22 protein-coding genes are annotated in these 21,241 nt (G+C 58.2%); all 22 read left to right on the top strand.

The window, feature by feature from the left end:
• Positions 1 to 4 precede the first annotated feature (4 nt).
• The 22 genes from V6L81_RS18610 to fliA all read left to right on the top strand — a co-directional run bounded on the left by V6L81_RS18610 (position 5) and on the right by fliA (position 21,136).
• Positions 5 to 1,342 carry a SpoIIE family protein phosphatase gene (locus V6L81_RS18610; protein ID WP_404824638.1) on the top strand — a complete coding sequence of 446 codons (1,338 nt, stop codon included), beginning with the start codon at positions 5 to 7 and terminating at the stop codon, positions 1,340 to 1,342.
• Positions 1,343 to 1,372: 30 nt separating this feature from the next.
• Positions 1,373 to 1,735: an Hpt domain-containing protein gene (locus V6L81_RS18605; protein ID WP_315266549.1), complete on the top strand. Its 363-nt coding sequence runs from the start codon at positions 1,373 to 1,375 to the stop codon at positions 1,733 to 1,735.
• 79 nt (positions 1,736 to 1,814) lie between these two features.
• Entirely contained in the window at positions 1,815 to 2,999 is a 1,185-nt protein-coding gene (locus V6L81_RS18600) for a flagellar hook-length control protein FliK (RefSeq protein WP_338660256.1), read from the top strand.
• 236 nt (positions 3,000 to 3,235) lie between these two features.
• Positions 3,236 to 3,727, top strand: coding sequence for a flagellar basal body-associated protein FliL (gene fliL / locus V6L81_RS18595; RefSeq protein WP_095018906.1), 492 nt, complete (start codon positions 3,236 to 3,238; stop codon positions 3,725 to 3,727).
• A gap of 9 nt (positions 3,728 to 3,736) precedes the next feature.
• Positions 3,737 to 4,705 (top strand): flagellar motor switch protein FliM, encoded by a 969-nt coding sequence (fliM, locus tag V6L81_RS18590; RefSeq protein ID WP_019828822.1) that lies wholly within the window; start codon positions 3,737 to 3,739, stop codon positions 4,703 to 4,705.
• A gap of 58 nt (positions 4,706 to 4,763) precedes the next feature.
• A complete protein-coding gene (gene fliN / locus V6L81_RS18585; protein ID WP_095002606.1) occupies positions 4,764 to 5,228 on the top strand; it encodes a flagellar motor switch protein FliN in 465 nt (154 codons plus the stop codon).
• Positions 5,229 to 5,663 (top strand): flagellar biosynthetic protein FliO, encoded by a 435-nt coding sequence (gene fliO, locus V6L81_RS18580; protein ID WP_095002605.1) that lies wholly within the window; start codon positions 5,229 to 5,231, stop codon positions 5,661 to 5,663.
• Positions 5,663 to 6,406 carry a flagellar type III secretion system pore protein FliP gene (gene fliP / locus V6L81_RS18575; RefSeq protein WP_095002604.1) on the top strand — a complete coding sequence of 248 codons (744 nt, stop codon included), beginning with the start codon at positions 5,663 to 5,665 and terminating at the stop codon, positions 6,404 to 6,406. Before fliO ends, fliP begins: the two co-directional genes overlap by 1 nt.
• 4 nt (positions 6,407 to 6,410) lie before the next feature.
• A complete protein-coding gene (fliQ, locus tag V6L81_RS18570; RefSeq protein WP_095002603.1) occupies positions 6,411 to 6,680 on the top strand; it encodes a flagellar biosynthesis protein FliQ in 270 nt (89 codons plus the stop codon).
• Complete coding sequence (fliR, locus tag V6L81_RS18565; RefSeq protein ID WP_095002602.1) at positions 6,681 to 7,463, top strand: flagellar biosynthetic protein FliR; 783 nt, start codon at positions 6,681 to 6,683, stop codon at positions 7,461 to 7,463.
• 2 nt (positions 7,464 to 7,465) lie between these two features.
• On the top strand, positions 7,466 to 8,602 hold the full coding sequence (gene flhB / locus V6L81_RS18560) for a flagellar biosynthesis protein FlhB (RefSeq protein WP_095002601.1): 1,137 nt from the start codon (positions 7,466 to 7,468) through the stop codon (positions 8,600 to 8,602).
• Positions 8,603 to 8,947: 345 nt separating this feature from the next.
• Entirely contained in the window at positions 8,948 to 9,481 is a 534-nt protein-coding gene (locus V6L81_RS18555; RefSeq protein ID WP_095002710.1) for a fimbrial protein, read from the top strand.
• Between the two features lie 356 nt (positions 9,482 to 9,837).
• On the top strand, positions 9,838 to 10,110 hold the full coding sequence (locus tag V6L81_RS18550; protein ID WP_232527673.1) for a fimbrial protein: 273 nt from the start codon (positions 9,838 to 9,840) through the stop codon (positions 10,108 to 10,110).
• On the top strand, positions 10,111 to 12,687 hold the full coding sequence (locus tag V6L81_RS18545) for an outer membrane usher protein (protein WP_338661108.1): 2,577 nt from the start codon (positions 10,111 to 10,113) through the stop codon (positions 12,685 to 12,687).
• Positions 12,684 to 13,448 (top strand): fimbria/pilus periplasmic chaperone, encoded by a 765-nt coding sequence (locus tag V6L81_RS18540; RefSeq protein ID WP_338660253.1) that lies wholly within the window; start codon positions 12,684 to 12,686, stop codon positions 13,446 to 13,448. The genes V6L81_RS18545 and V6L81_RS18540 overlap by 4 nt, the downstream gene beginning before the upstream one ends.
• A 22-nt stretch (positions 13,449 to 13,470) precedes the next feature.
• Positions 13,471 to 14,043: a fimbrial protein gene (locus V6L81_RS18535; RefSeq protein WP_218723679.1), complete on the top strand. Its 573-nt coding sequence runs from the start codon at positions 13,471 to 13,473 to the stop codon at positions 14,041 to 14,043.
• Positions 14,044 to 14,155: 112 nt separating this feature from the next.
• Positions 14,156 to 14,557, top strand: a complete 402-nt coding sequence (locus V6L81_RS18530) for a fimbrial protein (RefSeq protein WP_338660252.1) — start codon at positions 14,156 to 14,158, stop codon at positions 14,555 to 14,557.
• A 125-nt stretch (positions 14,558 to 14,682) separates the two neighbouring features.
• Complete coding sequence (locus V6L81_RS18525) at positions 14,683 to 15,735, top strand: fimbrial protein (RefSeq protein WP_095018902.1); 1,053 nt, start codon at positions 14,683 to 14,685, stop codon at positions 15,733 to 15,735.
• Between the two features lie 256 nt (positions 15,736 to 15,991).
• On the top strand, positions 15,992 to 18,121 hold the full coding sequence (flhA, locus tag V6L81_RS18520; protein WP_095002707.1) for a flagellar biosynthesis protein FlhA: 2,130 nt from the start codon (positions 15,992 to 15,994) through the stop codon (positions 18,119 to 18,121).
• Between the two features lie 11 nt (positions 18,122 to 18,132).
• Positions 18,133 to 19,449, top strand: coding sequence for a flagellar biosynthesis protein FlhF (gene flhF / locus V6L81_RS18515; protein WP_095002596.1), 1,317 nt, complete (start codon positions 18,133 to 18,135; stop codon positions 19,447 to 19,449).
• A 119-nt stretch (positions 19,450 to 19,568) separates the two neighbouring features.
• Positions 19,569 to 20,396, top strand: a complete 828-nt coding sequence (fleN, locus tag V6L81_RS18510; protein WP_016781547.1) for a flagellar synthesis regulator FleN — start codon at positions 19,569 to 19,571, stop codon at positions 20,394 to 20,396.
• Positions 20,396 to 21,136, top strand: coding sequence for an RNA polymerase sigma factor FliA (fliA, locus tag V6L81_RS18505; RefSeq protein WP_016781546.1), 741 nt, complete (start codon positions 20,396 to 20,398; stop codon positions 21,134 to 21,136). Before fleN ends, fliA begins: the two co-directional genes overlap by 1 nt.
• Positions 21,137 to 21,241: the final 105 nt, after the last annotated feature.

Below are 21,241 nucleotides of genomic sequence, written 5' to 3'. Positions count from 1 at the left end.
ATCGATGCAGCGCCTGCGCAGGCTGCAGCAAACGATAGTGCAGCAGCGCGACCAGATCGCCCGGCACAACGACTACTTGCTCAACGAACAGCGGGTGGCGAAAGCCGTATTTGACCGGGTGGCGCACTCGGGCTGTCTCGATGCCCCCAATATCCGTTATCTGCAATCGCCCTATGCCTTGTTCAATGGCGATTTGCTGTTGGCCGCCTATACGCCCTCAGGGGATACCCATCTGCTGCTCGCCGACTTTACCGGCCACGGTTTGCCTGCGGCGATTGGCGCCATGCCTCTGGCCGAGGTGTTCTACAGCATGACGGCCAAGGGCTACGGTTTGGCGGAAATACTCAGGGAAATGAACGCCAAGCTTAAGCGCATCCTTCCCGTGGACATGTTCTGTTGCGCCGCGTTGCTCTGTGTAAGTGCCCAGCGGCGCTGCGTCGAAGTCTGGAATGGCGGTATGCCCGATGGCTATTTGCAAGCGGCACTCAGCGGTCAGCGCACGGCACTGACCTCGCAGCACTTGCCGTTGGGTGTCTTGCGCGCCGAAGTGTTTGACCATACCACCCAGGTGTTGCCGATGCTGCCCGGTGATCAGGTGTTTTTATTGACCGACGGTGTGATCGATACCTGTGGCCCCAATCAGCAATTGTTCGGGGTTGAGCGCCTGGAGCGGGTGCTGGATGCCAATCGGCATCCGTTGCAACTGATTGCCGAGGTCGAACAGGCTTTGCGGGATTTTCAGGGGCAGGCCCGGGATGATGTGAGCATGGTGCAGATCACTTCACAGCTGCCGGCTTTTTTGGGGGTGCCGGCGATTGTCTATTCCGACAGTGGCCAATGCAGCCCGCGGGACTGGTCGGCCAGCTTCGAGTTTCGGGCGCCCAGCCTGCAGCAGTTCAATCCACTGCCTTACGTGTTGCAGTTGCTGATGGAAGTCCACGGGCTGCGCGCCCAGGGGCCGGTGATTCATGCGGTGCTTGCCGAGCTCTACAGCAATGCCCTGGAGCACGGGGTGTTGGGCCTCGATTCACGGCTCAAGCGCGATACAGGGGGCTTTGCCCATTACTATCAGCAGCGCAAGGAGCGTCTGGCAACGCTCAAGTACGGGTTTGTGCGGTTCTCGTTGCAAGTCGAGCCGATCGGCGAAAGCGGTCGCCTGCTGATCCAGGTAGAAGACAGTGGTGCGGGTTTTGATGTTGCCAGGGTGATGGCCAGGCCACTGGATTTAGACCGTCTGTCGGGACGCGGGGTGAGCCTGGTGCGTCAACTCTGCCCTGCAGCACGCTGGGCACCTGATGGTCGTAGCGCGACCGTGGAGTTTTCGTGGGGGGGTCTGGCATAATCCGCTCATTCTTGATCAAGGAGTGAGCAAGTGTCTGACATTCATATGGACCCGAAAGTGGTCAATGCGTTGCGAGACGTGATGGAGGGAGGGTTTACCGACCTGCTGGACACCTTCCTCTCCGACTCCGAAGAGCGTCTTGGCCAACTGCACAACGCCCGCGAGGCTTGCGACCTGACGCTGGTTGCCCATAGTTTCAAAGGCAGCAGCAGCAATATGGGTGCCATTCGCCTGGCACATTTGTGCGGCCTGCTTGAAGAGCGTGCGCAAAAGAAGCAACTGGCCGAAATCCAGGAGCTGGTGATCAAAATCGACGATGAATACCAGATGGTCCGGCGCCTGTATCGCGCCGAGCGCCAGCGTTCGGTATCGCCGCATTTTGTATCCCGCTGACTGTGCACTAAAGCTGGCCCGAACCTTGCTGTGACTCTCTGACCTGTACCCATGCCAGCCGTACAGCGGAGAGCCGTTAATGCCCGTTGCTGCCCAAACCCTGCTTCTGACACCTGCCGCCGCAGCCCCTAAAGCCTCGGCGGGCAGTCCTGTGCAGCCTGCCAAGGCTGATGCGCAGCCTTTTGCAAAGGTCTATGCCCAGGCAGCCGACCCGGCGCCAGCCGTTGCCGGTAGCGGCAACCCCTTGCCTGCCGGCAAGACGGAAGGCGCAGTCAGCACTGATCAGGATGACAGTACTGACAAGCCGGGCGATGACGTGGCAACGGCCGATCCGCTGGCCACGCAGCCGGTGGTGCCAGTGCCGGTGCCGGCTGTTGAGGCTGCGCCGCCCGCGCAACCGGCCACCCCTGAGGTGCAAGTGGCACAACTGGCGGCCCAGGCACCGCCACCGCTGGCGGCCGAAGACGACACCTTCGATCCTCAAGCCGATCCTCTGGACGCAATGCCTGCCGTGCGCCTGGCGATGGAGCAGGGCGGGCATGTATCGGCCAGTAGCCAGTCCCCGGTCAAAACTCCATCAAGCGACGCGGCTCCTGCCGCAGCCCAGGGGCAGGCCAGCGGGATAGCCATGCTGGTCGATGATAAAAGCGATGACTCGACCACTGGTGAAGGGGGCGAGAAATCCTTTAAAGGCCTGGTCGATGAGGGTCTCAAGGACCTGAAAAGCGCCTCCAGCGATACCCGTGTGGATGACTTCGCCAACCGCCTGGCGGCGCTGACCCAGGCGGCGGTGCCGAAAACTACCAATGCGCTGCCGGTCAACCAGCCGTTGGCCATGCATCAGAGCGGCTGGTCCGAAGAAGTTGTAAACCGCGTGATGTACCTCTCCAGCGCCAACCTCAAATCAGCCGATATCCAGCTGGAGCCTGCCGAACTGGGGCGTCTGGATATTCGGGTCAATATTGCGGCTGACCAGTCGGCGCAGGTCAACTTTGTGAGTGGCCACGCCGGTGTGCGTGAGGCGCTGGACAGTCAGATGCACCGCTTGCGCGAAATGCTCGCTCAGCAGGGCATGGGCCAGGTGGACGTCAACGTGTCGGATCAGCAGCGCAACTGGCAAGGCCAGCAGGGCCAGGAGCAACAGGCCCGTAGCGGTAGCGGTGGCCAGCGACTGGACAGCTTTGTTGATGACGAGCCGGTGGAAGTGGCTGCGGTTGCGCCAAGCGTGGTGCTGGGCTCCAGCGCGGTGGATTACTACGCGTAAGCGCTAGCACTAAAACACCTGTAGATACTCTGTTGCAGGTCAAGCCCTATTGTGGGTGCGAGCCTGCTCGCGAACGACCTTCGCGAGCAGGCTCGCTCCCACAGTTGCAGTGTTCCTTCGCCAGCTGCTACGCAATTTGAATTGGCGTGAAGCCTTCGATCCCTCCACTTCTGGCATAACACTTGCTCTGCCTACCCTCGGCACCTGTGAAAACCGAAAAGTGACGGATTATTGGCATGGCGACGAGCGACGCAGTAAAAGACCCCGCTGTTAAAGGCAAACTCAAGCTGATTATCCTGATCGTCGTGGCTGTGCTGCTGGCGATTGGCCTGTCTGTTGGCGCCACCTGGTATTTCATGCACAGCCCCAAGAGCGAAGCTGTGCCGCAAGCTGACGTGAACGTCAAGCTGCCTGCCCTCTATGAACCGATGGCCCCGGCCTTTGTGGTCAACTTCAACGCCAATGGCCGTCAGCGCTATATGCAAGTCAGTGTGACCCTGCAAGCGCGCGACCCTGCCGATCTCAAGGCGCTGATGGTGCATATACCGGTGATTCGCAACAACCTGGTGATGCTGTTTTCCGGGCAGGCCTTTGACGACCTCGCCACACCGGTTGGCCAGGAAATATTGCGCCAGAAAACCACTGCCAGCGTGCAGGAAGTTGCGCAAAAAGAACTCGGCAAAGTGGTTATCGATCAGGCGCTCTTTACTAACTTTGTATTGCAGTAGGATCACGACATGGCCGTGCAAGACCTGCTGTCCCAGGATGAGATTGACGCGCTGCTGCATGGCGTCGATGACGGTCTGGTACAGGCCGAAACCGCTGCCGAGCCCGGCAGTGTCAAAAGCTACGACCTGACCAGTCAGGATCGTATTGTCCGGGGTCGCATGCCGACCCTGGAAATGATCAACGAGCGTTTTGCCCGTTACACCCGCATCAGCATGTTCAACCTGTTGCGCCGCTCGGCGGATGTGGCGGTGGGCGGGGTGCAGGTGATGAAGTTCGGCGAGTACGTGCATTCGCTGTATGTGCCCACCAGTCTCAACCTGGTCAAAATCAAGCCGCTGCGCGGAACGGCGCTGTTTATCCTCGACGCCAAGCTGGTGTTCAAGCTGGTGGACAACTTTTTTGGCGGCGATGGCCGTCACGCCAAGATCGAAGGCCGTGAATTCACCCCCACCGAATTGCGCGTGGTACGCATGGTGCTGGAGCAGGCCTTTATCGACTTGAAGGAAGCCTGGCAGGCGATCATGGAAGTCAATTTCGAGTACATCAACTCTGAAGTTAACCCGGCCATGGCCAATATCGTCGGGCCCAGCGAAGCCATTGTGGTGTCGACCTTCCATATCGAACTCGACGGCGGTGGCGGCGACCTGCATGTGACCATGCCGTACTCGATGATCGAGCCGGTGCGCGAAATGCTCGACGCCGGTTTCCAGTCCGACCTCGACGATCAGGACGAACGCTGGAGCAAGGCCCTGCGCGAAGACGTGCTCGACGTCAGTGTGCCGCTGAGCGCCACCGTGGCCCGCCGCCAGTTACGCCTGCGCGATATTTTGCATATGCAGCCCGGCGACGTGATCCCCATCGAGCTGGAAGATGAACTGGTGATGCGTGCCAATGGCGTGCCGTCATTCAAGGTCAAACTGGGCTCGCACAAAGGCAATCTGGCCTTGCAAGTGGTTGAGCCCATCGGTCGGCGCTAGGCGCCTGGCCACAAGAATTTGCTGTGCTAATGATTGAATGCCCGCCGAGGACACCCCCATGGCTAACGAACACGATACAACCGCTGCAGACCAGGCGCTGGCTGATGAATGGGCAGCTGCGCTGGAAGAAACCGGCGATGTTGGCCAGGCCGATATCGACGCGCTACTGGCGGCCGATGCGGCAACCAAGCCCTCTTCCAGCCGACTGCCGATGGAAGAGTTCGGCAGTGTGCCGCGCAACAACCAGCCGGTGACCCTGGATGGCCCCAACCTCGACGTGATTCTGGATATTCCGGTGTCGATCTCCATGGAAGTGGGAAGTACCGACATCAATATCCGCAACCTGCTGCAACTCAATCAGGGCTCGGTGATCGAGCTGGACCGTCTGGCCGGCGAACCACTGGATGTGCTGGTCAACGGCACCCTGATTGCCCACGGTGAAGTGGTGGTGGTCAACGAGAAGTTCGGCATCCGTCTGACCGACGTGATCAGCCCAAGTGAACGCATCAAGAAGCTGCGCTGAATGAAACGGCTACTTGGCGGTTTACTGGGCTTGCCCTTGAGTGTGCTGGCGGCCGAGCCGGTGGTTGCGACCGCAGCGGCTCCGGTGGCTGGCGCCAGTGTTGGCGGGCAGCTGACCCAGCTGGTACTGGGTCTGCTGCTGGTGCTGGGGCTGATTTTCGCCCTGGCCTGGTTGCTGCGCCGTGTACAGCAGGCGGGCCCGCGCCAGGGCCAGGTGATCGAACTGATCAGCTCCCGGGCCCTGGGTGCGCGGGACCGGCTGGTGCTGGTGCAGGTGGGCAATGAACAGATCCTGCTCGGCCTTACGCCGGGCCGGATAACCCCGCTGCATGTGCTCAAGGAGCCGGTGCAGGTGCCGGGTAGTGCGCAACCGGCCACCCCCGAGTTTGCCAAGCGCCTGATGGAAATACTCGGTCAGCAAAAGGACAAGCCTTGATGCGTTTTGTAGTCGCGCTGTTGTTGGCACTGGCCGCGCCATTGGCATTCGGGGCTGACCCGTTGTCGATTCCGGCGATAACCCTGGGCACCGGGGCCAATGGTCAGCAGGAGTACTCGGTCAGCCTGCAAATCCTGCTGATCATGACTGCGCTGAGCTTTATTCCGGCATTTGTCATGTTGATGACCAGCTTTACGCGGATCATCATTGTGTTTTCGATCCTGCGCCAGGCCCTGGGCTTGCAACAAACCCCATCGAACCAGATCCTTACCGGCATGGCGCTGTTTTTGACCCTGTTTATCATGGCGCCGGTTTTCGATCGGGTAAACAACGATGCCTTGCAGCCCTATCTGGCCGAAAAGCTCTCGGCCCAGGATGCGATCCTCAAGGCTGAAGTGCCGATCAAGGACTTTATGCTGGCGCAGACCCGCAGCAGCGACCTTGAGCTGTTTATGCGCCTGTCCAAACGTACCGATATCGCCACCCCGGATGCCGCACCCCTGACCATTCTGGTGCCGGCGTTTGTCACCTCGGAGCTTAAAACCGCCTTCCAGATCGGTTTTATGATCTTTATTCCGTTTCTGATTATCGACCTGGTAGTGGCCAGTGTGCTGATGGCCATGGGCATGATGATGCTCTCGCCACTGATCATCTCGTTGCCGTTTAAAATCATGCTGTTTGTACTGGTGGATGGCTGGGCGCTGATTATCGGCACCCTGGCCAGCAGTTTCGGCGGAGTTTGACCCCATGACCCCAGAAGTCGCGGTAGACCTGTTTCGCAGTGCGTTGTGGCTGACCACCCTGATGGTTGCCGTGCTGGTAATACCCAGCTTGCTGGTGGGGTTGCTGGTGGCGATGTTCCAGGCCGCGACCCAGATCAACGAACAGACCCTGAGCTTCCTCCCACGCTTGCTGGTGATGCTGGTCACCCTGATCGTGGCCGGGCCGTGGCTGGTGCAGACCTTTATGGAATACATCCTGCAGTTGTACGGCAGCATTCCGCAGTTGATCGGCTAAATGTCGCTGCTCGCCCTGACAGACGCGCAGATCAGTACCTGGGTCGCCAGCTTTATGCTGCCGCTATTCCGGGTGGGCGCGCTGCTGACCACCATGCCGATCATCGGCACCACCCTGGTGCCCAAACGCATCAAGTTGTTTTTGTCCCTGGCGATTACCCTGGCAATCATGCCCAGCCTGCCGCCGTTGCCCGCCGTCAACCCGCTGGATCTCAGTGGCCTGATGCTGATTGCCGAGCAAATCGTCATCGGTGCGTTACTGGGGTTTGCATTGCAGCTGTTTTTTCATGCGTTCGTGGTCGCCGGGCAAATTGTCGCGATCCAGATGGGCATGGGCTTTGCGTCCATGGTCGACCCGGCCAACGGGGTCAACGTGGCAGTAATCGGGCAGTTTTTCACCATGCTGGTGACCTTGCTGTTTTTGTCCATGAATGGCCATCTGGTTGTATTTGAAGTGTTGACCGAGAGCTTCACCACCTTGCCGGTGGGCGGTGGCTTGTTGCCCAACCACTACTGGGAAATCGCCAATAAACTCGGCTGGGTGCTGGGTGCGGCGTTGCTTCTGGTACTGCCGGCGATCACTGCGCTGCTGGTGGTCAACATTGCCTTCGGCGTAATGACCCGGGCCGCGCCGCAACTGAATATCTTTGCCATCGGTTTTCCGCTGACCCTGGTGCTGGGCATGGTGATCCTGTGGATCAGCATGGCGGACATTCTCAACCAGTATCAACCGCTGGCCTCTGAGGCCCTGCAGTTTTTACGTGATCTTGCGCAGGCCAGATAGCCATGGCCGAAAGCGAGAGTGGCGCCGATAAAACAGAAGACCCCACGGAGAAACGAAAAAAGGACTCCAGGGAAAAGGGTGAAATTGCACGTTCCAAAGAGCTGAACACCCTGGCCATCATGCTGGCTGGTTCGGCGGGCTTGCTGATTTTTGGCGGTGCGCTGGCGCAGGATTTGATGGAGCTGATGCGTTACAACTTCAGCTTGAGCCGCGAAGTGCTGCTTAATCCGGATTCCATGGGCGCGTTTCTGCTGCATTCAGGGAAAATCGCCTTGATCGCGGTGCAGCCAGTACTGATCACGTTGTTGATCGCGGCCCTGGTCGGCCCGATATCCCTTGGCGGCTGGCTCTTTGCTGCGGGCAGCCTGGCGCCCAAATTCAGCCGCATGAACCCGGCCGCCGGGATCAAGCGCATGTTCTCGGCCAAGGCGCTGGTGGAGCTGCTCAAGGCCCTGGCCAAATTCTTTATCATCCTGATCGTGGCCTTGCTGGTGTTGAAGTCCGACATCGATGACCTGCTGCGCATCGCCCATGAGCCGCTGGAACTGGCAGTGATCCACAGCCTGCAAGTGGTGGGTTGGAGTGCGTTGTGGATGGCCTGCGGATTGATCCTGATCGCTGCGGTGGACGTACCGGTACAGCTATGGGAAAGCCATCAGAAATTGCTGATGACCAAGCAGGAAGTACGCGACGAGCACAAGGATCAGGAAGGGCGCCCGGAGGTCAAGCAGCGCATACGTCAGGTGCAGCGTGAAATGTCCCAGCGGCGCATGATGGCGGCGATCCCGGATGCCGACGTCATAATCACCAACCCGACCCACTACGCCGTGGCCCTCAAGTACGACCCGGAGAAGGGCGGGGCGCCGATGTTGCTGGCCAAGGGCAGTGACTTCCTGGCGCTGAAAATTCGCGAGATCGGTACCAAGCACAACATCCTGCTGCTGGAGTCGCCGGCGCTGGCGCGGTCGATCTATTACTCCACGGAGCTGGAGCAGGAAATCCCCGCCGGCTTGTACCTGGCCGTGGCCCAGGTGCTGGCCTACGTCTACCAGATCCGCCAGTACCAGGCCGGCAAGGGCAAGCGCCCGGACCCCCTCAAGGACTTGCCGATCCCGGCGGATTTGCGCCGTGACGAGTAGCGTGTCAGTTGACGGGGTGGAGTGCAGGTATTTTGCGTCGAGTAGTTACTTTTAAATTCGCCTCCGTCAAATAATCTCTGCTAGTGCGGTGTTATATATCTATCTTGTATTAGGTGGGATCCTACAAGACAGTTGGAAGTGCCTTACTTATTGTTTGAAAGTTAGCTGTTAGTTTAGTTGCTTCTTACTTCGGTGTGTGGGGATGGGTAAAAGTCAGCTAATGGCTTTCGCTTTTATTTCCTTGGGGTATGAATAAGTGTCGGGATTTAAACTTAAACTAAATCTTCAGTTTATTAAACAATTGTTGTAATGCATTTTTGTAGGGGGTGTTTGATGGGTGTTGCAATGAAGTCTGCCAAGTCTGCTTTGGCGTCTATGGTGTTGCTGGCTTGTTCGGCATCAGTTGCCAGTGCTGCGGGAGCAGGATCGGGTACTGTCACGTTTAGCGGTGAAATTTTGGAGTCGGCCTGCTCCATTACACCTGAAAGTGTGGATCAACCTGTTCCGCTGGGTTCGGTGTCCAAATCTCAGCTGAATAATGGTGGCATCGGTACCAAGCAATATTTCAACATCGAGTTGACCGGTTGTTCATTGACCGGTCTCACCGACAATACAGTCAAGGCCACCTTTACCGGTACGGGGGCGACAGCAGTGCCAGGAGCATTGGCCCTGAACGGCGTTGCCGGTGCGGGCATCCTTCTGACCGAGTTCGACGGTACCGCCATAACGCTGGGTACTGCAACCCGCCCGAAAGGTATTACGGCGGGTAGCAATACGCTGACCTTTGGTGCTCAGTTGAAAGGTCAAACATCTACAACCACTACTGTAGGTACAGGTACTTTTACTGCTGTTACGAACTTCGCGCTGGCATATCAGTAGGTTGTCCGGTTGCCCTGTTGTAGGAAGTTCGACAGCAGGGCAATTGCAGGTGGGAGTTTCCTGTGAAAGCACTCTCGATTTCAGTAGTGGTTACCTCGTTCTTTGTGTTTATAACGTTGGGTTTCGGTGTGTGTACTGCACTAGCAAGTCAGGGGGGTGGGCGCGTAACACTTGAAGGGCAAATTGTTGATTCTGCGTGTGCACTTGATGCGAGTAGCGCTTATCAACTCGTTGAATTCGACCCTTTGCCCATGGGGCAACTTATTCGTCAGGGTCAATCTTTGCCAAAGATATTCACATTGCGTTTAATTAAATGCTCATTGGCCAGGCCTGACTCTTTTCGTCCAGGCAGTTACTTGCCTGACTGGCAGCATGTAAGGGTGACGTTTGATGGCCTGGCGGATGCCAGCGGGCGCTTGTTTGCCATTGGCGGAGCGGCCCGGGGGTTGGCCCTGCGTATTGCCGATACCCAAGGGCAGGAAAGCATCCCGGGAGTACCCATGCCCCTGGCGCCTCTGACCGGAGCGGACCAGGAGCTGCATTACACCCTTCAACTGGTTGGCAATGGTCGTCCTGTAGCGGTTGGTTCTCACCGAACTGCGGTGCGTTTCCGCCTGGAGTATTTCTGAATGTACGGGCTGTTTACCGGGCGGGATCTCTCAGCCGCCCAAATGATACTGCGCACCGGCGTGTTGAGCGGATTGATGTCGCTGGGCGCTGAGGTATGGGCCGGGGATGAGATTCAGTTCAATACCGATATTCTGGACCTCAGCGATCGTACCAATATCGACTTGTCCCAATTTTCTCGCAGCGGTTTTATCTTGCCTGGCGTTTATCCGCTGCAGGTGCAGGTCAACTCGCAATGGCTGCCTGAGCAGCGCATAGCTTTTTACCCTCCTGACGATGACCCCAAAGGTAGCCAGGCCTGCCTGTCGACCGAGCTGGTTGAGCAACTGGGGCTCAAGCCTGAAATGCAAGCTCGGCTCGGCTGGTGGAAGAGCGGCGAGTGCCTGCATATCAATAGCCTGGCGGGCATGGAAGTCAGTGGCGATCTGGCGACCTCTAGCCTGCATATTTCCGTGCCGCAAGCCTATCTGGAGTACAACGCCCGGAACTGGGATCCGCCTTCCCGGTGGGACAACGGCGTGCCGGGCGTTCTGATGGATTACAACCTCACGGCCAAGTCCAGCGGGCGGAAGGGCTCAGCCCGTCAAACCGACTTGAGCGGCAATGGCACGTTCGGCGCAAACGCGGGCCCCTGGCGCTTGCGTGCAGACTGGCAGGGCCGTATCGAAGACGAAAGCTACAGTCGTGCGCGACGGCTGGAGTGGAGCCGCTTTTATGCCTATCGAGCGCTGCCTGCGATTCAGGCGCGTCTGACTCTGGGAGAAAACTACCTGTATTCGAACGTGTTCGACAGCTTCCGTTTTACCGGCGTTGCACTCAACTCGGATGACAACCAGTTGCCGCCCAATTTGCGTGGCTATGCACCGGAAGTTGTCGGCGTTGCCAAAACCAATGCCAGGGTCATTATCAGCCAGCAAGGCCGTGTGCTTTATGAAGCGCTGGTTGCGGCGGGCCCTTTTCGTATTCGGGATCTGAATGATGCCGTAACCGGGACCCTGGAGGTGCGCGTCGAAGAGCAGGACGGCAGCGTCACCACCTTCCAGGTTGAGTCGGCCAACATTCCCTACCTGACGCGTCCCGGCACTGTGCGTTACAAACTGGCCAGCGGTCGACCGTCTTCTCTTCACAACGGAGGGCAGGGCGACGTCTTCGGTGCAGGCGAATTCTCCTGGGGCGTAAGCAATGGCTGGTCCCTGTATGGCGGTGGTCTCAGTGACAATAATTACACGGCGCTTTCTGTAGGGGTGGGGCGCGACCTGCTGGCCTTGGGAGCGATCTCATTCGATGTGACCCGGGCCAGCGCCAAGCTGCAGGGCACGTCCTTGTCGGGCGATTCCTTTCAGTTGAGCTATTCGAAAAACTTCGACCAGTACGACAGTCAGGTCACCTTTGCGGGTTACCGTTTTTCCCAAAAAAACTACATGAGCATGAGCGAGTACCTGAATGCGCGCCATTACGGTGGTCCGGTGGGGGGCAGCAAGTCGCTTTACACTGCGACAGTCAACAAGCAGTTTCGGGATATGGGGCTTACCGCTTATCTGAGCTACAGCAACCAGTCCTATTGGGATCGTCCGAGCAGTGAGCGATGGAACTTGTCCCTGGCGCGCTATTTCAGCGTGGGCTCGATAAGAAACATGAGCCTTTCCCTGAACGCTTTCCGTAATCAGGAGAAAAACCAGCACAGTGGCATCTCCAGCAACCACACCGGTATGTACCTGTCAGTAAGCCTGCCAATGGGTCGCTCCGGGACGCTCACCAGCAGCGTCAACAGTAGCTCTCAGGGCCAAAATAACTATTCCACGAACTACAGTGACCGGCTCGATCAGCGCAACAGCTATCAACTGTCGGCAAGCAACACCTCGGTTAGCGGGTACCTGAACCATGCCGGTGATCAGGCGGATGTCTCCATCAGCGCTGCCCTGCAAGAGAACAGCTACAACAGCCTCACCCTGTCTGCTCGTGGTGGCGGCACACTGACGCCATACGGTGGCGCAGGGCATCGAACTGCGGGTACGGGCGGTACCCGGTTGATGATCGATACCGGTGGAGTACCTGGCGTGCCGATCCGGGGCTATGGCAGCCCGACGCGCAGCAATGCCTTCGGCAAGGCTGTTGTCTCGGATGTCGGCAGCTTTACGCGCACTGCGGCCAGTGTCGATCTGGAAAGCTTGCCTGCCGATGTGGAGGCGACAGAGTCCATGACCCAGTTGACCCTGACAGAGGGCGCCATCGGTTATCGCACGCTGGAGGTGATTGCCGGGCTCAAGGCCATGGCTGTGTTAAGCCTGCCTGATGGCAGCGTGCCGCCGTTCGGCGCCATGGTGAAAAACGAAAAACAGCAGGGCACCGGCATCGTCAATGATGCTGGCAGCGTCTACCTCAGTGGTATTCAGCCCGGCGGGCGGATGATAGTCAGTTGGGGTGGTGCCGAGCGTTGCACCTTTGTAATGCCTGAAGATTTACCGGTCGACGGATTGGCTTCCACCCTCAGTCTGTCCTGCCAGGGGGTCGCAGCGGACAAGACCATGCCCGCGTCAGCCTCTCTGGGCAGGATTGTTGATAGCGAGAAAAAGTCATGAAAATTAAAACGTTCAGTTGCGCGTACTCGTCGCTTGTCCTCCTGATGCTGTCGCAGACCGGCAACGTCAATGCCGCCATTGGTCTTGATCGAACCCGGGTCGTGTTTGATGGCAGCAAGGATGCCGCGAGCATGACCATCACCAACAACAACACCCAGTTGCCTTACCTGGCCCAGGGCTGGATCGAGGATGAGCAAGGCAACAAGATCACCTCGCCGCTGATCGTGTTGCCACCGGTCCAGCGCCTGGAGCCCGGTAAAAAAAGCCAGGTGAAAGTTCAGGCGTTACCTGCGGTCAAGTCGCTGCCCCAGGACCGGGAGACCGTCTATTACTTCAATTTGCGCGAAATTCCGCCCCGTAGCGACAAGGCCAACAGCCTGCAGATCGCCCTGCAGACCCGCATCAAGCTTTTTTATCGTCCGGCTTCGATAGTGCCGAGCCAGCAGGAACGCTCGGACCCCTGGCAGAAACAACTGATCCTGACCCGTGAGGCCGATGACTTTCAAGTCAATAATCCTACCCCGTACTACATCACGCTGATCGATGTCCGCAGCAGCAAAGAGGGCAAAACCTCTCCCGGTTTTGAGCCGCTGATGGTGCTGCCAAAAGGCACGCTCAAGCTGGGCGTGAGTGCGGCGGCACTGGGTAGTAAACCCTGGCTGACCTATGTAAATGATTACGGCGGCCGCCCGGCACTGGCGTTCAGTTGCACTGGCAACACCTGCAAGGTGGACGCAAATGTGTCTACGACCGATGACTAGTGCGCGCCTCAGAAGAGGCGTCATGAAACCTTGTACGGTGACGGCCATGAGTGCCTTGTTGCTGACGTTGCATGCCGCCCAGGGCCAGGCCGAGATTCAAGGGATGAGTGGAGTTCTGGATATTTCGGGCTCACTGATCAATTCCCCTTGCGTCCTGGACATGGCCTCGGCAGACCAGGCCGTGGACCTTGGAAATGTGCCCCGCAGCCAATTGATGCGCCCGGGCGATATGGCATCGCCCGTGGTTTTGCAGTTGCGCTTTGTCGATTGCATGCGCGCATCCGGCAGCCTCCTGAATGAGCGCACGGGCAATCTGGTGTGGAGTGCCTATCAGCCGGTGGTGTCCGTCGCTTTTCTGGCGCCTTCCGATAAGGATGATCCGCGTTTGGTCAAAGTTCAGGGTGTCACCGGCATGGGCCTGCGCCTGACCGATGCCCTTGGCCGGGATGTGCGTTTGGGCGCTCGTGGAGAGCCTTTGTTTCTGGCGCATGGCAGCGACACCCTGACGTGGCAGGTGCAACCCACGCGCACTGCCACAGCACTGAGCAATGGCGCGTTTCGGGCCCGGGTTGATTTCAGGCTTATTTATGAGTGAGGGCGCAACGATGATCAGGTCGGTAACTTCGCGTTTTGCAATCACTTGCTATTGTCTGTGTCTGTCTCTTGGCCAGAGTGTTACGGCGCGTACCTCGGAGGTGGCCGTGAATGTGAGTGGGGTAATCCTTGCGCCTGCGCCTTGCATTGTTAATGGCAACAACACGCTCACTGTCCCTTTCGGCAGCAATCTGGTAGCTGCACAGATCGATGGGGTCAATTATCGCAAGCAGGTGCCTTATACAGTGACGTGCGGGCCGCAGCCAACCAATGACATGACAATAGAGTTGCAGGGGGGTGGAGCCAGTTTTGATCGCGCGTTGTTGATGACCAGTAAAAGTAATCTCGGGATCAAGTTCCTGGTGGGGGGTGCAACCTGGTCCCTTAACAGTCCCGTTAATTTTACATACCCAACTTTGCCTCAAATGGAAGCGGTGCTGGTGGCAAAACCGGGTAGCACTCTTGCGGGAGGAGTTTTTTCGGCTTCCGCAACGATAGTCATATCACTGCGCTGAGAAGTAAAGGCAGATGAGGCACCGACAATAAACTGACGTGTTTGCACTGCGTATCATTGATCACCTTTGGTGTGGAAAATACTATAGTTGTTGACTTGGACTCTTAACCTGATCTGGATGGATTTGTGGCGGTGTTTATATTTGCGCTGGATGCCCCCAAGACGCGTGTCGAGGTAAAACTACATACAGGATCAAAAGTCGTGAATATTATGAGGTGTTTTGCTGGCGTATTTTTTTGGCTGTTTGCACAAGTTGCTTTTGCTGTTCATTGCCAAACGGATGACCGGGTCTGGAGGGATATGAGAGCAGAAACTCTTATTATCTACACTGACGTAAAACTGGATGCGGAAAATAGCAGGGTTACTATGAAAAGTGCTGTGCCGACCGTGTGCAGGCATAATTTCCCGGTGACGTTTCCTCTTAGTTATCGGGAGTGGATAGCTTCAACCTCTGATACGTTTAATCAGGCTCCAAAATTTTCTGCTTTCTCCTCCGGGATGATTGTTGGCGGGAACGAATACCCTTGGCCTTTGGGGCCTGGCAGGTACCTTGCCGAAGGCTCTAGAGGTGGACCTAACTATTTTTTCTGGCTTGGTATGTATCTCAAACTTTCTTCAAGTCCAGGCTTGAACATTAAAATTGACGCGGGTGATGTGATCGGTAACTTTCATTTTTTCAAGCTGTATAATTTCACCCATGCTTCGTATGCGCCATTTTCGATGTACGTTCAAATCAGGGCACGCAACAGTTTGGACACAACACCACCTGTTCCAGCGGAGTGTGCTATCAATGATAACAGGCCCGTTAATGTTGATTTTGGTTCTGTGGATCCCGCGGCCATCGGAATAAGTGCGAGCACTTCACTTGCCCGGAAAACGGTCGGCGTAAAATTTGTGTGTGACAGGGCTCTTCAAAGCGCCAGGCTTAAACTGGTGGCAACGCCTTCTATATTCAGTGCTGAAGGTTTTGTATCGGGCAAGCCTGATATAGCCATCGCCATGATTCGTAAAAGTGATGATGCAATTATTTTACCGTCTTCCGGGCTCAGTTATTATGTCTATTTGATCAACGGTGAAACAACGGAGGAATATACTTTTTCTCTTTTTCGTAAACGTGGCACTTTTCCACCTGCCGGCCCTTTTGCTGGGAGCGGTACTCTTGTGGTGGAGTTTCCTTGACTCGCCAAGTAAGAGCCATCCCATCGGCTGCAAAATAAAAGCTGCAACAGCACAAGGGGGAAGGATTCTCCCTTATTGGCAATGAACGGCGTTTTTTCCTGGTTTCAGCCCTGCTGCGCTCATCGGCACTACAAGGATTCGCACACCCTGCAAGCCTTCCATATGGCCATTTGCCAAAGTTGGAAGGTTTCTTGCAGTGGCAGGCTCCACGGCGCATATGGCGTCAAAAGTTTGCTAAAGGTTTGCCGCAATGTCATTGGATCGCTCTCAGTTAATCAACACCGCTCGCAGCGGTCTGGCCGGCCTGGGTCAGGGACAGTTGGGTGTGCCGCTGTTGTTGCTGGTGATGCTGGCAATGATGATGTTGCCGATCCCCGCCTTTTTGCTGGATGTGTTTTTTACCTTCAATATCGCGCTGTCCATCGTGGTGTTGCTGGTGTGCGTCTACGCCTTGCGGCCGCTGGATTTTGCCGTGTTCCCCACCATCCTGCTGGTGGCCACGCTGATGCGGCTGGCGCTCAACGTGGCCTCCACGCGGGTGGTGATGCTCCACGGTCAGGAAGGCCACGCCGCCGCGGGCAAGGTGATCCAGGCCTTCGGCGAGGTGGTGATCGGCGGCAACTACGTGGTGGGCATCGTGGTGTTTGCGATCCTGATGATCATCAACTTCGTGGTCGTGACCAAGGGCGCCGGGCGCATCTCGGAAGTGAGTGCGCGCTTCACCCTCGACGCCATGCCCGGCAAGCAGATGGCCATTGACGCCGACCTCAATGCCGGCCTTATCGACCAGAATCAGGCCAAGATGCGCCGTCAGGAAGTCGCCCAGGAAGCCGAGTTCTATGGCTCGATGGACGGTGCCAGCAAATTCGTGCGCGGTGATGCCATCGCCGGTCTGTTGATCCTGTTTATCAACCTGATCGGCGGCATGGCAGTTGGGATTTTCCAGCACGGCATGAGCTTCAGCGAAGCCGGCAAGGTGTACGCCTTGCTCACCATCGGTGACGGTTTGGTGGCGCAATTGCCGTCCCTGTTGCTGTCCACGGCTGCCGCGATCATGGTGACCCGTGCTTCGGGCTCCGAAGACATGGGCAAGCAGATCAACCGGCAGATGTTTACCTCACCCAAGGCGCTGGCTGTCTCGGCAGGCATCATGGCCATCATGGGCATCGTGCCCGGCATGCCGCATTTCTCCTTCCTGAGCCTGGCTGCAGTCGCCGGTGGTGCGGCGTACCTGATGTGGAAAAAACAGAACGTGGTCAAGGTCCAGGCCCTGGCAGAGGTCAAGCGCCAGCAGGAGCTGCTGCCTTCGCCAGCCCGCGCCCAGGAAACCAAGGAGCTGGGCTGGGATGACGTTACCCCCATCGACATGATCGGGCTTGAGGTCGGTTATCGCCTGATCCCGTTGGTGGATCGCAACCAGGGTGGCCAGTTACTGGCGCGGATCAAGGGGGTGCGCAAGAAGCTGTCCCAGGACCTGGGCTTTCTGATGCCCACCGTGCATATCCGTGACAATCTCGACCTGGCCCCCAGCGCCTATCGCCTGACCCTGATGGGAGTGATTCTGGCGGAGGCCGAAATCTATCCGGACCGCGAGATGGCGATCAATCCGGGGCAGGTATTTGGCACGCTTAACGGGATTACCACCAAAGACCCGGCCTTTGGTCTGGAAGCGGTGTGGATCGAGGTCAGCCAGCGCAGCCAGGCGCAGTCACTGGGCTATACCGTAGTGGACGCCAGTACCGTAGTGGCAACGCACCTTAACCAGATCCTGTACAAACACTCCCATGAGTTGATTGGTCATGAAGAAGTTCAGCAGTTGATGCAGCTGCTGGCCAAGTCCTCGCCCAAACTGGCCGAAGAACTGGTGCCGGGGGTGTTGAGCCTGTCGCAATTGCTCAAGGTGCTGCAGGCCTTGTTGGCCGAACAGGTGCCAGTGCGGGATATCCGCAGTATTGCCGAAGCCGTCGCCAACAATGCTCATAAGAGTCAAGATACTGCCGCTTTGGTTGCCGCCGTACGCGTGGGCTTGTCTCGTGCCATCGTGCAAAGCATTGTAGGCGTTGACTCCGAGCTGCCTGTTATCACCCTGGAGCCCAGGTTGGAACAAATATTGCTCAATAGTTTGCAGAAGGCCGGACAAGGCCAGGAAGAGGGCGTTTTGCTGGAGCCCAGCATGGCAGAGAAGCTCCAGCGCTCGTTGATCGACGCTGCTCAGCGTCAGGAGATGCAAGGCAATCCGGTCATCTTGTTGGTGGCAGGCCCGGTACGCGCGATGCTGTCGCGCTTTGGCCGTCTGGCGGTGCCCAACCTGCATGTACTGGCTTACCAGGAAATCCCTGACAACAAGCAGGTCACGATCGTTGCGACAGTAGGCCCTAACGGCTGAGGGTTTGGTTTATGCAAGTGAAGCGATTTTTCGCCGCCGATATGCGTCAGGCCATGAAGCTGATTCGTGATGAGTTGGGGGCTGACGCCGCCATTATTGGCAACCGCCGGATTGCCGGGGGCGTTGAGTTGACCGCGGCCCTGGACTACAAGCTGTCCGCGCTGGCACCCCGGGTGCCGAACATTGAGCTGGAAGAAGAGCTGCGCAAGACCCAGTCGCGGATTGTTTCGGCCCAGGCCGAGTTGAGCTTGCGCGGTGAAGGCGAGGCCGGCGATAACCGCCAGCTGTTTGCCGGTTTGCCGCTCACGGCTGCCGAGCCATTGATTGAGCCGACCCTGGAAGAACCGCCGCGCCCTGCGCCGGCGCCCGCGGCACCGACGATCGATCAGCGTGCATTCGACAATATGCGCCATGAACTCAACGGTTTGCGCGAGTTGCTGGAAGTGCAACTGGGCTCGCTGGCCTGGAGCCAGTTGCAGGACGCCAAGCCCGCGCAGGCCAACTTGTGGCGCCGTTTGCAGCGCATCGGTTTGTCCGGGCCGTTGTCCCGTGATCTGCTGGCGCAGGTGGCCGGTATCGAAGAGCCACGCCAGGCGTGGCGGATGTTGCTGGCGCACCTGGCGCGGATGATTGCCACGCCGGAGCTGGAGCCGCTGGAAGAGGGTGGCGTAATCGCCATGGTGGGGCCCGCCGGGATGGGTAAAACCACCACCCTGGCCAAGCTGGCGGCCCGTTATGTGCTCAAGTACGGCGCGCAGAATATCGCCTTGGTGAGCATGGACAGTTTCCGTATTGGCGCCCAGGAACAACTCAAGACCCTGGGGCGCATCTTGAATGTGCCGGTAACCCATGTTGCCCCCGGCCAGTCGCTGGGCCAGACCCTTGAACCGCTGGTGCGCAAGCGCGTGGTGCTGGTCGATACCGCGGGCCTGCAAGCCAGCGACCCGGCGTTGCGCCTGCAGCTCGAAAGCCTGGCGGGGCGCGGAATCAAGGCCAGGAATTATCTGGTGTTGGCCACTACCAGCCAGAAGCAGGTGCTGACGGCCGCTTACCTCAGTTACAAGCGTTGCGGGCTGGCCGGTTGCATCCTCACCAAACTGGATGAAACCGCGAGCCTGGGCGAAGTGTTGAGCCTGGCGATCAGTCACGAGCTGCCGGTGGCTTACCTCACCGACGGCCCGCGGATCCCGGACGATCTTCATCTGCCGCGGCGTCACCAGCTGGTGAGCCGCGCAGTGAGTGTGCAAATGCAGGAAGAACCCAGCGAAGAGGCCATGGCCGATATGTTCGCTGATATCTACCACAGCCCACCCAAGCGGGTCGGCTGAGGTAGTCAAGATTACGTTGAAATGTACCTACATCGGCTGGTCTGAAGGTTTTGTTCCGCAGGGGAACGAGCAGCCAACGCATGTAGCCGCGTCTAAGTAAGACAAGGTAAAGAAAGATCATGGGCAGCATGCATCCCGTACAGGTGATCGCAGTGACCGGCGGCAAGGGTGGCGTCGGTAAAACTAACGTGTCAGTCAACTTGTCCATCGCATTGGCCGAGCTGGGCAGGCGCGTTCTGTTGATGGACGCGGACCTTGGGCTGGCGAACGTCGATGTTTTGCTGGGCTTGACCCCAAAATTCACCCTGGCCGATGTGGTCGAGGGGCGTTGCGAGCTGCGCGACGTATTGCTCCAGGGGCCCGGCGGGATCCGCATCGTGCCGGCGGCCTCGGGCACCCAGAGCATGGTGCACCTGAGCCCGGCGCAGCATGCCGGTCTGATCCAGGCCTTCAGCGACCTGGGCGACAACCTCGATGTGCTGGTGATCGACACCGCCGCCGGGATTGGCGAGTCGGTGGTCAGCTTTGTCCGCGCAGCCCAGGAAGTGCTGCTGGTGGTGTGCGACGAGCCGACCTCGATCACCGACGCCTATGCGTTGATCAAGTTGCTCAACCGCGATTACGGCATGAACCGCTTCCGCGTGCTGGCCAATATGGCGCAAAGCCCGCAGGAAGGGCGCAATCTGTTCGCCAAGCTGACCAAGGTTACCGACCGTTTCCTCGATGTGGCCCTGCAATATGTGGGCGCCGTGCCTTACGACGAATGCGTGCGCAAGGCCGTGCAAAAACAGCGCGCCGTCTACGAAGCGTTTCCGCGCTCCAAGTGCTCGCTGGCGTTCAAGGCCATTGCACAGAAAGTTGACACCTGGCCGTTGCCAGCCAACCCGAGGGGGCATCTTGAGTTCTTTGTCGAACGCTTGGTGCAGCAGGCAGGGGGGCGCTTTTAATGACGGCCAGCGGTTATCGCATGTACAGCAAGTCATCCCGTGACAGCCAGTACGAGCTGATCGAGCGCTACGCGCCCCTGGTCAAGCGCATTGCCTACCACCTGCTGGCGCGTTTGCCGGCCAGCGTGCAGGTGGATGACCTGATCCAGGCCGGGATGATCGGCCTGCTCGAAGTCTCGGGCAAATACGACGCCAGCAAGGGCGCGAGTTTCGAGACCTATGCCGGCATCCGTATCCGTGGCGCGATGCTCGATGAAGTGCGCAAGGGCGACTGGGCACCGCGTTCGGTACACCGCAATACCCGCATGGTCAGTGACGCCATTCGGGTAATTGAAGCAAAAACCGGTTGTGACGCTAAAGATCATGAAGTTGCGGCCGAACTCCAGTTAAGCCTTGATGATTATTACGCCATCTTGAATGACACCCTGGGCAGCCGCCTGTTCAGTTTCGACGATCTGTTGCAGGACGGCGAACATGAAGGGTTGCATGAAGATGGCGCGAGTGCCCACACGGAGCCGTCGCGCGACCTTGAAGATGAACGCTTCCAGGCCGCGCTGGCCGATGCGATCGCCCATTTGCCCGAGCGTGAACGGTTGGTGCTGGCGCTGTACTACGACGAAGAACTGAACCTCAAGGAAATCGGCGAAGTGCTGGGGGTCAGCGAGTCCCGGGTCAGCCAGCTGCACAGCCAGTGCGCGGCACGCTTGCGGGCTCGTCTGGGGCAGTGGCGCGCGCACTAGGGCCCTTGATACCTGTGGGAGCGGGCTTGCCCGCGATGGGATCGACACGGTGAATCAGACAGACCGCGTCGACCCCATCGCGGGCAAGCCCGCTCCCACAGTCGA

This window comes from Pseudomonas bubulae (assembly GCF_037023725.1).
GTDB lineage: Bacteria > Pseudomonadota > Gammaproteobacteria > Pseudomonadales > Pseudomonadaceae > Aquipseudomonas > Aquipseudomonas bubulae.
The sequence above is the reverse complement of the archived record's forward strand: the minus strand, read 5'-3'. Positions and strand labels throughout refer to the sequence as shown.

Excerpts from the sequence above, each read along its gene's own strand:
- fliL (WP_095018906.1), top strand. The coding sequence starts at position 3,236 with ATGGCGACGAGCGACGCAGTAAAAGACCCCGCTGTTAAAGGCAAACTC.
- fliO (WP_095002605.1), top strand. The coding sequence starts at position 5,229 with ATGAAACGGCTACTTGGCGGTTTACTGGGCTTGCCCTTGAGTGTGCTG.
- V6L81_RS18610 (WP_404824638.1), top strand. The coding sequence starts at position 5 with ATGCAGCGCCTGCGCAGGCTGCAGCAAACGATAGTGCAGCAGCGCGAC.
- fliN (WP_095002606.1), top strand. The coding sequence starts at position 4,764 with ATGGCTAACGAACACGATACAACCGCTGCAGACCAGGCGCTGGCTGAT.
- fliR (WP_095002602.1), top strand. The coding sequence starts at position 6,681 with ATGTCGCTGCTCGCCCTGACAGACGCGCAGATCAGTACCTGGGTCGCC.
- V6L81_RS18535 (WP_218723679.1), top strand. The coding sequence starts at position 13,471 with ATGAAACCTTGTACGGTGACGGCCATGAGTGCCTTGTTGCTGACGTTG.
- flhF (WP_095002596.1), top strand. The coding sequence starts at position 18,133 with ATGCAAGTGAAGCGATTTTTCGCCGCCGATATGCGTCAGGCCATGAAG.
- V6L81_RS18540 (WP_338660253.1), top strand. The coding sequence starts at position 12,684 with ATGAAAATTAAAACGTTCAGTTGCGCGTACTCGTCGCTTGTCCTCCTG.
- V6L81_RS18600 (WP_338660256.1), top strand. The coding sequence starts at position 1,815 with ATGCCCGTTGCTGCCCAAACCCTGCTTCTGACACCTGCCGCCGCAGCC.
- V6L81_RS18545 (WP_338661108.1), top strand. The coding sequence starts at position 10,111 with ATGTACGGGCTGTTTACCGGGCGGGATCTCTCAGCCGCCCAAATGATA.
- fleN (WP_016781547.1), top strand. The coding sequence starts at position 19,569 with ATGGGCAGCATGCATCCCGTACAGGTGATCGCAGTGACCGGCGGCAAG.
- V6L81_RS18555 (WP_095002710.1), top strand. The coding sequence starts at position 8,948 with ATGAAGTCTGCCAAGTCTGCTTTGGCGTCTATGGTGTTGCTGGCTTGT.
- flhB (WP_095002601.1), top strand. The coding sequence starts at position 7,466 with ATGGCCGAAAGCGAGAGTGGCGCCGATAAAACAGAAGACCCCACGGAG.
- fliP (WP_095002604.1), top strand. The coding sequence starts at position 5,663 with ATGCGTTTTGTAGTCGCGCTGTTGTTGGCACTGGCCGCGCCATTGGCA.
- fliQ (WP_095002603.1), top strand. The coding sequence starts at position 6,411 with ATGACCCCAGAAGTCGCGGTAGACCTGTTTCGCAGTGCGTTGTGGCTG.
- fliA (WP_016781546.1), top strand. The coding sequence starts at position 20,396 with ATGACGGCCAGCGGTTATCGCATGTACAGCAAGTCATCCCGTGACAGC.
- fliM (WP_019828822.1), top strand. The coding sequence starts at position 3,737 with ATGGCCGTGCAAGACCTGCTGTCCCAGGATGAGATTGACGCGCTGCTG.